Origin of the sequence: Kamptonema sp. PCC 6506, assembly GCF_000180455.1 — a bacterium.
GTDB lineage: Bacteria > Cyanobacteriota > Cyanobacteriia > Cyanobacteriales > Microcoleaceae > Kamptonema > Kamptonema formosum.
Window position 1 is genome coordinate 1 of the sequence record NZ_CACA01000082.1, and the last position, 12,240, is coordinate 12,240.

Below are 12,240 nucleotides of genomic sequence, written 5' to 3' on the forward strand. Positions count from 1 at the left end.
ATCTTCCCTAGTCCCTAGCCCCTTCTTCCTATAAAAAACCCCAGCCAAATTTGGCCGGGGGCGATCAATCAGGGTGCATCTACCAACTTACTTTCCAATGAAAATAAAAGAGATCCGGAAAAATTGGAAACAAATTAGGTCTAGGTTGGGGAAGTCTTTATTTTTACAAAATTATTCTATTCAACTCTGCGGTGAACTAGAGTTGCAGTAGCTTGATCTGTGGGCACTAAGAGGACTTCACTAATATTAACGTGAGGCGATCTCGTCGCACAAAAATACACCACATCCGCCACGTCATCAGGTGTCAAAGGTGTTAATCCTTGGTAAACATTTTTTGCCCTCTCCCCATCGCCATGAAACCGTATTTGACTAAATTCTGTTTCCACTAAACCTGGGTCTACCGAACTCACTCTAATTGGCGTACCCAAAAGGTCTTGTTTTAAACCTTCGGAAATTGCTTTAACTGCTGCTTTTGAGGCACAATAAACATTACCACCTGGATAGGTTTGATGACCGGCAATTGAGCCAATATTTATTACGTGACCGCGACCTCTACTCACCATCCCAGGTACAATATAACGAGTGACATAAAGCAATCCCTTGACGTTGGTATCTATCATTTCCTCCCAATCTTGGAAATCGCCCTCGTAAAGTTTATCTAAACCACGACTTAAGCCAGCATTATTAATTAGAATATCAACTTTTGCCCAGGCATCAGGTAATTTGGTAAAAGCCGATTCAACTTGAGCGCGATCGCGCACATCTAACTGTAGAAAATAAATCTCTGTTTCAAACTCTTTAGTTAGTTCCGCAGCCATATTCTTCAACCGTTCAAGGCGGCGAGCAGCTAATATTAGTTTAGCACCTCCTCTAGCAAAAATTCGAGCACAAGCTGCACCAATACCGCTGCTAGCACCCGTAATTAAAACAATTTTATCTTGAACTGAACTCATTTTTTTACTTACTATTTGTTCTCAGTAAATCTCTGATTTGCAGTAAGGATTTTCCAGCTAAAATCCTTACTGCCACAGAATTTTATTACTTTACAACTCGGAGGCGCTGAGTAATTACGGTAATGCCGCCTTGCCGCATCAATATTGCTGAAATCCAGCGATTTTCTGGGGTTTCTGGTGCTTTTCCTACCTTAAATACTCCTCCAGAAGCTAGTAATTCTAGTTCTACTGGACTGGTACTAAAAAATGTTTTTTCTGAAATTGGTTCTTCCAAAGCTGTGCCAATTAAGATATCATTGCCGAGAGGTTCTTGCACAATGGCATCAAAATTATATTCTTGACCAACATTGACTTGCTCTGGTAAATTCATCTGAATTGTAGGTGGATTTTCACCAGAAGTTAGCTGATTTCTCTCTGCTAAAATCTCTTGTTTAACAATTCTATTCCCTTCAAAGCGCTGCTGAGAACGGATAGTAGATTTAAGTTTTATCTCTCTATTTTCTTTCTTCTGAGTACCTGTAATCGTAGTCTCAGTTTCAGCAATAAATGCGTTCCCTTCCGCTTTCCAAGATTTAAGCTCGGTACTGTATTTCAATATAGAATAACCCTGCCAGAATTGCTTGATAGCTTTCTCCATACTCTGGCGGTTTAAGCCATCAGAATTTGTAAAATTTTGACTGTAAAAATTCATCAAGGCTTTAACATTTTGGCTGTTCGCTGCGGCATCAATTTCACTCAGGAGTTTTGTCAATTCAGCGGGTGCGTTTGTAGGGGTTTGAGCAATGATGGTAGCGCGATCGGCGAGGGTACCTTGAGCCTTGACAGGGGAGGGATTTAGTAAGCCAATCCCACCAATTGTTAAACTTAGAAATAGAGGGGCGATCGATGACAGGCCGACTAAGGGAGAGGCGATCGCATCTTTTACTGAGAAGCGATCGGGAAAATATTTAGAAATATTTGGCAGGGAATTCAAAGGATTACGCATTTGATGATATTTTGGTGATTTGCCAGGATAGAGTCAGCGAGGGAATTCACCTCTTCTGACTGCTTTGAGATTGTAGGATGTGGGTGGAGGAACTAACTATCAGCATGATAATCTAAAATTTCAAATTTCCCATATAAAATCGATCGATCTATTGAGCTTCTAGGAGAAAAAACGTCTTGACAAATACGCAGATTCGATTACTGATTGCAGCTAGCGGTACTGGAGGACATTTATTTCCTGCGATCGCCACCGCCGAGCAATTGAGCGACTATCAAATAGAATGGCTGGGAGTCCCCGATCGCATGGAAACCGAATTAATCCCACCTCTCTACCCCCTCCATACTATCCCCGTAGAAGGCTTCCAGGGGCGATTTGGGCTGGGTACAGCGCGAATTCTGGGTCGGCTCGCCAGTTCCATCCTTGAAGTGCGGAATCTGCTAAAACAGGGCAATTTTCAGGGCGTTTTCACCACTGGCGGCTATATTGCAGCACCCGCGATTTTAGCGGCGCGATCGCTCGGTTTGCCTGTTATCCTCCACGAGTCTAATGCTTTGCCAGGGAAAGTAACGCGCTGGTTTGGCCCTTGGTGTACTAAAGTTGCGATCGGTTTTGAGGCGGCGGCGCAGTATTTGCCTCGCGCTAAGACGGTTTATGCGGGTACGCCAGTGCGATCGCAATTTCTTACACCTCAACCCTTGGACTTGCCAATTGCTGAGAATGTTCCCCTAATTGTAGCAATGGGCGGCTCCCAAGGTGCAGTAGGAATTAATCAATTAGTTAGACAATGCGCTCCTGCTTGGTTTAATGCAGGTGCAACGATTGTACACTTAACAGGAAATAATGACCCGGATGCTGATACTCTCAAACATCCTCAATATTTTTCCCTGCCATTTTATAACAATATGGGTGGACTATTGCAACGCGCAAATTTAGCAATTAGTCGTTCTGGTGCGAGTGCGCTAACAGAATTAGCCGTCACAGGAACGCCTGCAATTTTGATTCCTTATCCCTATGCAGCGGAAGATCATCAAAGTTTTAATGCCGCAGTTTTTACCAAAATTGGCGCAGCCTTATCTTTCCGGCAAAGTGAATTAAATGCAGAAGTTTTAGAAACTAAAGTGTTGAATTTATTAGCAGATTCCGAACACTTGGCAAAAATGTCGGCTGCCGTTTATAAGTTGGCAGTTAATGATAGTGCAACTCGTTTGGCAAACTTAGTGCGCGAATTATTAAATCGGTAGGGAGGAATAATTCTATGAGAACTGACACCATCTTTTATCAACTTTTTCAAACCTTACCCAGTGTATTATTTGAACTTATTGGTGAACCTGCGTCACTAGCTGAAGGCTACCAGTTTACTTCCCAGGAAATCAAAGAATTGGCCCGCCGCTTTGATGGAGTATTCTTACCTCCAGAAGGCGACATAGACTCACTGATTTATTTTGTGGAAGTACAATTCCAGAAAAAAGATGATTTTTACTGGCGATTTTTTACGGAAATCTTCGTTTACTTAGGTCAATATCAACCTGTTCAAGATTGGCGTGCTGTAGCGATATTTGCAAGCCGCAGTTTCGATCCCGGCATCCCAAGGCCGTATCAGCGATTTTTTACCCATGAAAGTGTAGGTTTTTCTCCCCTTTTGCAGCGAGTGTATTTAGATGAGTTAGGGGAACCAAGTAACCTATCTCTAGAATTGGGAATGGTGAAATTAGTGGTGCAGAATGAAGAAAATGCTGTTGAGCAAGCTAGGGAATTAATCGGCAAAGCACGGCAAGAGATTTCTGATGCCGCTCTCAAGCAAAAAGTTGTAGGATTGATAGAGACAATAATGGTCTATAAATTACCGCAGTTTAGTCGCCAGGAGATAGAAGCCATGTTTGGATTACAGGAGTTAAAACAGACAAGGTATTTTCAGGAAGTTAGGGCTGAAGCTAAAGAGGAAGGTAAACTCGAAGGTAAACTCGAAGGTAAGCTCGAAGGTAAGCTCGAAGGTAAACTTGAATCAGTTCCTCGCTTATTAGCACTTGGGTTGAATGTGGAACAGATTGCTCAAGCCTTAGAATTGGATATTGAAGCCGTAAATAAGGCTGTGGCGGAAAACTAAAACTATTAAGATTTGGCAGTCAGCTACAAGTTGGTTTCGGCTGACTGCTAGGGAGCATCCCCATTTGGCAAATAAACTGCTTATTCTGTAGTTCTCAGCCGATCTACCGCTGCAAGTAAACTCTCTGAACTAGCATTATGATCCAAGAAAGAAAACAAATGTTTAAACTGAAGTATTCCTTGTTTATCTAAAACAAACTGCCCTGGCAAAGGAGCCCCCAAAGCTTGACCGACTTGATATGCTCGAAATACTCGACAAGTAGGATCGCACAGCAAGGGTATTTTTAAACCTAAATCTGTAACCACGATTTGACTTTGCCGGTCATCGGTACTGGTAATCATCAATAGTTCTACATCCCGCTCGGCAAACTGCTCGTAGTTTTCATTAAGTGCTTTAATGTGGGGGAAGCAAAACGGGCAATATTGCTTTTCCGTGAAGATGCGGGTAAATGCGAGTACAACTGGGCGATCGCCCCGGTAATTTGATAAACGCACCAGTTTACCGTTGGTAATATCTGGTAGTTCAAAGTCTGGAGTTATTTCTCCCACTTTAAGCTCGTTTGTAGCGGGAACGGGAAAAAAGTTTTGAAAAAAGCGCTGATTTAACAAGCCCCTAAAGTCTGTGGAAGTCAGCATAATTTCTAATTACTAACTAATTACTAACTAACTGGTAGTTGTTAACAGTTAACAGTTAACAGTTAACTGTTAACTGTCAACAACTTGGATTATACCGCCGCAAAGTATACTTTAGACTTCACGGGATCTGGATTCATTGTCTTTTCTCCAGGCTGCCAACCAGCGGGGCAAACTTCATCAGGGTGAGACTGGACGTGCTGAATGGCTTGCAGGGTACGGAGCGTTTCATCTACATTGCGACCAAAGGCGAGGTTATTAATCGTTGAGTGCTGGATAATACCTTCTTTGTCGATGATGAACAGACCTCTCAGAGCGATTCCTGCTTCTGGATCGAGGACGTTATAATCGGCGCTAATTGTTTTTTTGATATCAGCAACTAAGGGATAGTTGAGGTCGCCAACGCCGCCGGATTTGCGATCGCTCTGTATCCAGGCCAGGTGAGAAAATTCGCTGTCAACGGATACGCCCAGAATTTCAGTATCGAGTTTCTTGAACTCTTCGTGGCGATCGCTAAAAGCGATAATCTCTGTCGGGCAAACAAAAGTGAAGTCCAAGGGGTAGAAAAACAAGACTACATACTTTTTGCCTTTATAGTCAGACAGTTTAACCGTCTTGAATTCCTGATCCACTACGGCTGTGGCTGTGAAGTCGGGTGCAGGTAGACCAACCCGGAGGGTTTCGGTTTCTGTTTTAACGGCCATGAATTTATTCTCCTTGAATTGCTGTAGGCTTAGTCCCAAGGTCGCCCTTGAGCAAGTCTGTCCAGGCAGATACTAATTTTACGAACTGTTACAAATATACCATACTCATAACGACTACAACTACACTCCGCGATCGAAAAACGCGCTCGAACAGAGTCAGCGCGTTTTTTACTTTATTAAATATGGCTCAGGCGGGATTTGAACCTGCGACCGAGGGCTTATGAGTCCCTAGCTCTGCCACTGAGCTACTGAGCCAAGTTGGTTTCACGATTTTTTATCTTAGCACAAGGTCGCCAACAATAGCTAGACCAAATTGATAAAAAAAACAAAACTTTCAACTCCGAGTTATTGGTTTTGATAATAGGGAAACTGCCAGCCAATACCGTGAGGACATACATAGCAAGCAAAGGGGGCATCCCATCGCCCCCGTTGCAGGTAAACAGTGTCCCTACAACTCAAGGGAAATCCCTATTGAGAAGCAGTCCTAGAGTCATCTGGTAGAAATGCCATTGGATTGACAGCCCCTTGTGCAGAAGTATGAATTTCAAAGTGCAAGTGAGGGCCGGTACTGAAGCCAGTGCTACCCATTTCCGAAATTTGCTGACCTTGAGCCACACGCTGACCTTCTTGCACCAAAATTCGGTTGTTGTGGGCGTAAAGAGTGACAGTACCGTTGGCGTGGGTAACTTCCACCAGGTAGCCATAACCCCCGTCATTCCAACTTGCATAAGTCACAACACCAGCATCGGCAGCCACAATTGGTGTCCCAATGTCACCTGCGATGTCAATGCCCTTGTGCATCCGTCCCCAGCGCCAGCCATAGCCAGAGGAAAGAACTCCCTTAGCCGGCCAAATAAAGCCCTTAGAGGGCATAGAGCCTGCCGGTAGATAGGTATCGGCTCCGGGAAGAGGAGGTAACTCAGGAGAAACCATCCGTCCCAAGGAAGGATTGCTCAGAGGGTCGTAAGCATCAGCACCTAGAGGAGCTGTGGCAACGAGGGGCTGCCCAGAGGTAGCAGAGGGCTGTACCGGGGCGACTCCGACTGCACGCTGCTGTGAATTGGCTCGCTCTTGTTGCTGCTGTCGCTGCAACTGCTGGGCCCACTGTCGAGACTGGGGCGTGCTAATTTCGTTCTGTACTGCTTGAGCGTAGCGCTGAGGATTGAACTCTGGATTGATAGGTTCAATACTATTTGAGTGGTTAGCCTCCGCAGTTGGTAACTGCGTATTGCCAACAAAAGCTGTGGTTGATATTGTTTTTACTTCCTGCTGATTGTTTCTATCTGCCCGATACTCCTCTCGGAGCCTGGTGATTTCCGATCTCAAGCGATCGGCGTAAGGGTTGGGCGAATTTGCGGCTGTGGAAGTTTGCAAATCGACCGTTACCATCTCATTGCCAGCTTGCTGAACGGGCACTGAGGAGGGCAGAGTTGGGGTTGTGTTCTCAACAGCTAACTCCCTAGCGGGGGAAGTCAGTTCAGTTGTGGGCGCAAATGATTTTTCGACCGCGCCTTGAGAGTTAGCGGGAACGGAGATTTGCCGGAGTGTACCTGTAAATTTTGGCTGAGCATTGAGAGTGCTATTGCCTTGGTCGCTAACACCTGGGGTCGAAAATGCTGTGAGCGGAATACTATTAATTTTTGCCACTGTCGGTACAGAAACGGAGGATGCACCCTCAGCGTTGGTTAGCGAAGAGATTACCGATACAGTTGGGACGGATGCTGCAACGCCAGAACTAGGGGCGGCAGAAGACTCAGCCCGCATTAAAGGAATGGGAGTTTCTGCAACGGGCTGGGCGTTAGTGGAATTAGAGCCTGATATGACTGTTGCCTGCTCCCCATAGCTGTGCGACTGGATTTGGGGAATTCTTAAGGCTTGATTGAGTTTGAGGTAGTGCGGATCGCTAATATTGTTAGCTGAAATCAGGTCTACGACGGATATGCCATAATTTTGGGCGATCGCGTCGAGGGTATCCCCCTTCTGCACTCGGTAAATTACCGATGATGGTGCTAGAGCCGTCCCGTCAGGCTCAATCACAACTGTCCCAGTAGCGTTAGGTGCAACTAGGGACTCAGCCGACTCAATAGCCGGGGCTGGTGGGAACGCTGTCTGAGAACTAAAGCTAAAAGCGTCAAATTTATCCGTAGGGACTGCGGGCAAAGTCTGGGGTGCTGTTGCACTCTCCTGTGTAGTTTCTGGAGTCCCAGTCACCTCAGTTAGCCCATCAGTGCTTTCCCGTCCAGATTCGGATAAATTGCCAGGTTCTTCAGATTTCAACTGAGTTTGATAACTTGTCGCCGAGTGGTTTTCCTGCTTATTCCAGTGGTTAATTTCAACTTCTCTGGTTGGCTGGTTGAGCTCATTAATTTCTGCCGAGCGGGCAGGCGAGATCGCTTCTGTTGATTGCTGTCCTAACTGCTCTGTCTGATTTGATTTGAACTCTTGTTCGGTATCGACATAGCGGGTTTGAGAGGGCAGCGTAGCAACGGTGTTGCCTGTTTTCGCATCTGAGGAGATGACGTTCAGGGATGGAATTTTTAGCTGTTGTCCTACTTGCAGTAAGCTATCTGACTTAATGCCATTAGTTCTTGCCAGAGTATTTGCATCAACTTCGTAGTCCTGAGACAATTCCCAAAGGGTTTGCCCCTTTTTCACCTTCACCACCCCTGAGTTCAAGAGTGCAGGATGAGCGGCTTCATCCTCAACATTGAGAGCGTTGGGCTGTATTGCCAGGGGTGTGGGCTGCATTTCGGTGGTGGCTTCCCCTGCTACGGAGTCGGCCGCTGTGGCTGCGTCACCTCCTGTAGGCAGCAGGAGGCTGGAAGCACCTACTGAAATTGCTAGTCCAATCATTGCGGCAGAACGAACTCTACCAGTACCGGCATTTGCCTGCTTGGATGATTCGGCAGTGCCGTCGATGTTGATTTCACGGGCATCAACAAAGTTTATTTTATCGGGATTTGTTCGTTTCAAAAAAACGACCTCCTATCGAGAAGCGCTTAACTATCCTTGGAAACACTCAAGGGGATGAGCTATCAATGATTCAAATCACGGTTAAAAGAGATCCTAATCATTGACAGTAATCATGCTTAGGCAAGATTACCCTGCTTTTTTAATTTAGACAAGCTTAGACGGTAAAAAAGTTTAAGCCGCAGGTAACAAGTGCTGAAGCGACACTGACAAAGCCTTGTTGTGTAATAGCTGTTAGCCTTAAGTCTGCATGCCCTGTTGTCATAAGGCTTTTCGTGTCATTATCACCACCCAAATCTACGCTGGTTTTCAGGAAAACCACAACCGTAAATATACGGGATAAAGCAGCGGATAGATTATTGAGTAAATCTCAGTCAAAAAGACTAAAAAAAGTCTGTTCTTCTTATGTACCAATCTTTTGAGTCATTTATCTGCCCTCAGTATTCCCTGCTATAGGATGATAAAAATCTATCAATCAAGTAAGCTAATAAAGTCAGGGTAATATATGATTTTCTTATCTTAATCTCAGCATTTTATGGGTTGATGGGTATTTTTATTCTTATGTGTGTATGTAAGGATGTAGCGATATTTATGCTAGATAGCCCAATTGCCGCTGCGCTTCAAATAAACCTACTGCAACGCTGACGGAAAGATTTAAGCTACGTACTCCTGGCTCGCTCATGGGAATGCGAACATTGGTGCAGGCTTCGAGAATCTCTGGGGGCAGACCGGTGGTTTCTGCCCCAAACAGCAGCCAGTCATTGTTTTGAAATTCAAATCGCGTATAACTGCATTGTCCTTTAGTGCTGAAGCCAATCCAGCGACCTCCGCGTTGTTGGTGGCAAGCTTTAAAAGCTTCTAGGTTATCGTGGCTGTGCAGGTTAACGTAGGGCCAGTAATCTAGACCAGCTCGTTTGAGATAGCGATCGCTAATTTCAAAGCCTAAAGGCCCAACTAAATGTAATTCTGTACGGGTTGCAGCGCAAGTACGGGCAATATTGCCCGTATTTGGCGGAATTTGCGGAGAAATCAAAACAACAGACGGCATAGTTCGGGAAGAAGGGGCTAGGGAAGAAGGGGCTAGGGGCTAGGGAAAAGGGGAATAGCTAGGGGCTACGATGCTCAGGGAAGAAGGGAATAGAATCTATGATGGCAGGAACTCACAACTTCCTAACCGCCAAGGCGGTTGCTATATAGTTGAAAGGAAGAGGGAAAAATATTTAGTGCTGACCGTGAAAGTCTACTTAAAGATAGAGGTAATATATAGCTTTTTATTATATACCATTAATTACTCTACCGATTAAATATTCTGATCGTTTGCAAAAAAGTAGTTCAAGCGACCAATTGCTGGCATAACTTGTCTTCAAGCTCTCTTTCCTGTTCTCGCATTGATTGAATTCCTTCAATAATTACGCTCCTGCTGTCAAGACAAGTATGATACATTTTCAACCATTGTTGAGCCTCATTACCTTCCCGAAGAATTTTTTTCAAGGGCGAGAGGAAGCAACTAAAGCCGCGTTGTTTTGCTATTGGCCAAACTTGCTGGTAAATTTCTTCAATCCAATCTCTAGCCAGAATTTTTCTACCATCTTGCCAATGTCTAAGTGTCGCATCCAAACTCAGCTTGGAGGCGGCGGCTTCGTTAGCCTCTGTCAGAGCGATTAAGTCTTGATTGCGGGTGGTGGCGGGTAGGGTGCTGATTTCCAGGGGATCTAAGCTGGGATCGGCGAGCATTTGCCAAAGACGAGCTTCTAGTAAAGCTGCGATCGCTAGCAGGGAAATGGGGTTGGTAACGAGGTCGCAAATTCTCATTTCTGCGCGATTGAGATTGTAGGGCCGGCGATCCCCATTAGGTCTTACTGACGACCACAGGTGTCTCACGTTTTGCATAGTACCAGCCACGAGTTGCTCCTCAGTCCAGTTGATAAAATGGCGGTGGCTTTCAAACAGGGGGACAATGGCTGGAGTTTTGGGGAACAGACCCCAGCGGGTGGAGTGATACCCCGTAACGGCACCATCCAAGAAGGGGGAAGAAGCACTGAGGGCGAGGTACAGAGGGGCTTCGACCCTGATCAGACGAATCGCTTGCATCAGCAGTTCTGGTTGAGCTATGCCGATGTTAATGTGAATGCTGGCGGTTACGACTTTGGTACCGTAGGTTTGCTCGATGTAGGTGTGGTAGGGGTTGTTGGGATCGGAGCGGAAAAAGCGATCGCTTCCGCCCAAGGATAAGGTACTCCCTGGAAGTATGGTATAGTCGCCCAACTGTTTTAAATAAGCACGCAGTTGCCGACGCGGTTTAACTAGGGCGCACAGGAGGCGATCGTAACTACACAAGGGCGCAGTAGTATATTCCACATTGCGGCTATCTGGCTCCCGCACAAATCCGTCTAAGTCTGACACAATCTTGTCGGAGAGACCAACAATATCGCCCTGGGGGGTGCCAGTGTACATTTCTACTTCAAAGCCTTTTGATAGCAGCACGTTTTTTCCTCAGCTAGGTTGAGTCCTGTTTTTTATTATCCTAGAAATTGATTCTATCGTGACTTCTTTCAGAGGAGATACTTTCTCTTGATTAGTTAGAGGTTTTCATTGGCGCTGAGGATGGCAGCCTATTGAGTACCTACCTTGAGAGGGATAGCCAAGAAGATATTAATCATGCAATTCTAAATATAGTTAATAGAAAATGTCGCCAGTGGGATGATGCCAGCAAGTATCATCAAGCAACCACCAAGGCTAGTAGGACGTTCTTAATTGCTCAAGCTATGGATGGGAATTGTATTTCCCTTCTCTCCTAGATAACTAAAGCCTTCCTTCTTATTTCTTCCTTTGGCTGTAAAGCATGAGTCAATCTTCTATCCCCGATTTCTGGAACCGACTAAATAATTCTACATTAGTTCGATTTTTGCTTTTATTTGCTTCAGGTTGGGCTTTCCTAACGCTTTTAGCTTACTTTGAAACGGTGATTGTAGTTTTCACGATCGCTTCGCTTGTGGCTTTCTTGCTTAGCTATCCTGTGCGATCGCTCAAGCGGTTTTTACCTCACGGTTCCGCTGTCACTTTAGTTTTCTTATTGAGTATTATAATAGTTGTAAGTTTAAGTGTGACAGTGGGGGTAACGCTTTTATCTCAAGGGCAGCAATTAATTGATAGCATTACTGAGTTTGTCAATGCTCTTGCACCTCTTTCAGATCGTTTAGAAGGTTTTTTAAGAGAAAGGAATCTTCAGGTAAATTTGCGGGTGATTGAAGAACAATTGCGAACCCAAGCTTTAGGGGGAATAGTTTCCAGCATCACTCTATTACAAACTGTTTTTACTAATGTAATAACTTTTATTTTTATTACGGCTGTTTCATTTTTCATGTTATTAGATGGCGAACGGCTTTGGCAGCTTATGCTTAATTTTCTTCCAAAGCACTTGCACAGGCGCTTCGCTCGGACTATTGAGCGTAATTTTTTAGGTTTTTTTCAGGCTCAAATTATTTTAATGTTGTTTTTAGTCACGGCTAGTTTTATAGTTTTATTAATCTTAAATGTGAGATTTGCATTGATTTTGGCAGTGATATTAGGCGCGTTTGATTTGATACCGGGTATCGGAGCTACATTAGGAATTGCCTTGGTATTTTTTATTGTCTTAGCTCAAAATTATTGGCTAGCATTTAAGGTGTTAATTGCCTGCATTATTTTGCAACAGATTCAGGATAATATTATTCATCCTCGGATTATGAAAAATTCACTTAATCTGAATCCGGTGGTAGTATTTTTTGCATTGTTAGTAGGTGCAAGAGCCGCCGGATTGTTGGGGATTTTCTTAGCGATTCCGTTGGCGGGAGTGATAGTTAGTTGGTTTGAAATTGAGGAAATGAAAGGGGAGTCGTAGGAAGGATGAATT

10 protein-coding genes and 1 tRNA gene are annotated in these 12,240 nt (G+C 44.7%); 3 read left to right on the top strand and 8 right to left on the bottom strand.

Annotated elements, in window-relative coordinates:
- Positions 1-176 precede the first annotated feature (176 nt).
- Entirely contained in the window at positions 177-953 is a 777-nt protein-coding gene (locus tag OSCI_RS04110) for an SDR family oxidoreductase (protein WP_007353604.1), read from the bottom strand.
- A gap of 85 nt (positions 954-1,038) precedes the next feature.
- A complete protein-coding gene (locus tag OSCI_RS04115) occupies positions 1,039-1,938 on the bottom strand; it encodes a nuclear transport factor 2 family protein (RefSeq protein ID WP_007353605.1) in 900 nt (299 codons plus the stop codon).
- A 176-nt stretch (positions 1,939-2,114) separates the two neighbouring features.
- Here OSCI_RS04115 and murG point away from each other — a divergent pair, with 176 nt between their 5' ends.
- Together murG and OSCI_RS04125 are read left to right on the top strand one after the other, a co-directional pair.
- Positions 2,115-3,179: an undecaprenyldiphospho-muramoylpentapeptide beta-N-acetylglucosaminyltransferase gene (gene murG / locus OSCI_RS04120; RefSeq protein WP_007353606.1), complete on the top strand. Its 1,065-nt coding sequence runs from the start codon at positions 2,115-2,117 to the stop codon at positions 3,177-3,179.
- A 14-nt stretch (positions 3,180-3,193) separates the two neighbouring features.
- Entirely contained in the window at positions 3,194-4,042 is an 849-nt protein-coding gene (locus tag OSCI_RS04125; protein WP_007353607.1) for an Rpn family recombination-promoting nuclease/putative transposase, read from the top strand.
- A gap of 80 nt (positions 4,043-4,122) precedes the next feature.
- Here OSCI_RS04125 and OSCI_RS04130 read toward each other — a convergent pair whose 3' ends face one another.
- The 6 genes from OSCI_RS04130 to gshA form a co-directional block, all read right to left on the bottom strand.
- A complete protein-coding gene (locus OSCI_RS04130; RefSeq protein ID WP_007353608.1) occupies positions 4,123-4,677 on the bottom strand; it encodes a peroxiredoxin family protein in 555 nt (184 codons plus the stop codon).
- Positions 4,678-4,766: 89 nt separating this feature from the next.
- On the bottom strand, positions 4,767-5,378 hold the full coding sequence (locus OSCI_RS04135; protein WP_007353609.1) for a peroxiredoxin: 612 nt from the start codon (positions 5,376-5,378) through the stop codon (positions 4,767-4,769).
- Between the two features lie 183 nt (positions 5,379-5,561).
- A tRNA-Met gene (locus OSCI_RS04140) sits at positions 5,562-5,633 on the bottom strand.
- 213 nt (positions 5,634-5,846) lie between these two features.
- The gene (locus OSCI_RS04145) at positions 5,847-8,351 is read right to left on the bottom strand and encodes a peptidoglycan DD-metalloendopeptidase family protein (RefSeq protein ID WP_007353610.1); all 2,505 of its coding nucleotides are present in this window, start codon (positions 8,349-8,351) and stop codon (positions 5,847-5,849) included.
- Between the two features lie 586 nt (positions 8,352-8,937).
- Positions 8,938-9,396, bottom strand: a complete 459-nt coding sequence (locus OSCI_RS04150; RefSeq protein WP_007353612.1) for a tRNA (cytidine(34)-2'-O)-methyltransferase — start codon at positions 9,394-9,396, stop codon at positions 8,938-8,940.
- 284 nt (positions 9,397-9,680) lie between these two features.
- Complete coding sequence (gene gshA / locus OSCI_RS04155; RefSeq protein WP_007353613.1) at positions 9,681-10,832, bottom strand: glutamate--cysteine ligase; 1,152 nt, start codon at positions 10,830-10,832, stop codon at positions 9,681-9,683.
- Between the two features lie 358 nt (positions 10,833-11,190).
- On the opposite strand from gshA, the gene OSCI_RS04160 reads away from it, so the two are divergent.
- Positions 11,191-12,228, top strand: coding sequence for an AI-2E family transporter (locus OSCI_RS04160; RefSeq protein ID WP_007353614.1), 1,038 nt, complete (start codon positions 11,191-11,193; stop codon positions 12,226-12,228).
- Positions 12,229-12,240 lie beyond the last annotated feature (12 nt).

Coding starts and splice junctions, on each gene's coding strand:
- OSCI_RS04110 (WP_007353604.1), bottom strand. CDS start 953: ATGAGTTCAGTTCAAGATAAAATTGTTTTAATTACGGGTGCTAGCAGC.
- OSCI_RS04130 (WP_007353608.1), bottom strand. CDS start 4,677: ATGCTGACTTCCACAGACTTTAGGGGCTTGTTAAATCAGCGCTTTTTT.
- OSCI_RS04160 (WP_007353614.1), top strand. CDS start 11,191: ATGAGTCAATCTTCTATCCCCGATTTCTGGAACCGACTAAATAATTCT.
- OSCI_RS04115 (WP_007353605.1), bottom strand. CDS start 1,938: ATGCGTAATCCTTTGAATTCCCTGCCAAATATTTCTAAATATTTTCCC.
- OSCI_RS04135 (WP_007353609.1), bottom strand. CDS start 5,378: ATGGCCGTTAAAACAGAAACCGAAACCCTCCGGGTTGGTCTACCTGCA.
- OSCI_RS04125 (WP_007353607.1), top strand. CDS start 3,194: ATGAGAACTGACACCATCTTTTATCAACTTTTTCAAACCTTACCCAGT.
- OSCI_RS04150 (WP_007353612.1), bottom strand. CDS start 9,396: ATGCCGTCTGTTGTTTTGATTTCTCCGCAAATTCCGCCAAATACGGGC.